The organism is Martelella sp. UBA3392 (assembly GCF_002358775.1).
Lineage (GTDB): Bacteria > Pseudomonadota > Alphaproteobacteria > Rhizobiales > Rhizobiaceae > Martelella > Martelella mediterranea.
The window spans coordinates 1,012-1,816 of the sequence record NZ_DEPM01000163.1 but is presented as its reverse complement, the minus strand read 5'-3'; the positions used below and the strand labels follow the sequence as shown (position 1 = coordinate 1,816).

The following is an 805-nucleotide window of genomic DNA, read 5'->3' as shown; positions in this document are numbered from 1 at the left end:
AAATGGGCGCGATTGACACCGAGGAAACGCAGATCGTGGCGGAGGCCGAAAAGGCGCTCGCCGATATCAAGATTGTGCGCGAGGAAGTGTCGAAGGTCATTTACGGTCAGGAAAGCGTCGTTGAAAACGTCCTGCTCGCGATCCTGTCCGGCGGTCATGCGCTGCTGGTCGGTGTGCCGGGGCTTGCCAAGACCAAGCTCGTCGCAACGCTCGGCACCGTGCTCGGTCTCGACGGCAACCGCATTCAGTTCACGCCCGACCTGATGCCCTCCGACATTCTGGGGTCCGAGGTGCTGGAGGAAAGCGAAGCCGGCCGCCGCGCCTTCCGCTTCATCAAGGGGCCGGTGTTCGCGCAATTGCTGATGGCCGATGAAATCAACCGCGCCTCGCCCAGAACCCAGTCAGCGCTGCTGCAGTCGATGCAGGAATATGCCGTCACCATTGCCGGCCAGCATTACGATCTGCCGCGCCCGTTCCACGTGCTCGCCACCCAGAACCCGCTGGAGCAGGAAGGCACCTATCCGCTGCCGGAAGCCCAGCTCGACCGGTTCCTGCTGCAGGTCAATGTCGATTATCCCGACATTGCCTCCGAGCGCCGTATCCTGCTGGAAACCACCGGCGCGGAAGAGGGAACCGCAAGCCCGGTGCTGAGCGCCGCGCGACTGATGGAAATCCAGAGGCTGATCCGCAAGATGCCGGTGAGCGAAAGCGTGCTGGAGGCGATCCTTGCGCTGGTGCGCGCCGCGCGCGCCGGCGAAGGCCATGCCGAGACCGACCGCGACGTCGCCTGGGGCCCCGGCCCGCG

General features: G+C 64.8%; 1 protein-coding gene. It reads left to right on the top strand.

What is annotated here, in order from left to right; translation table 11 throughout:
* Positions 1 to 2 precede the first annotated feature (2 nt).
* A partial coding sequence (locus B4E36_RS12395; RefSeq protein WP_345900403.1) for an AAA family ATPase occupies positions 3 to 805 on the top strand: 803 nt, incomplete at its 3' end.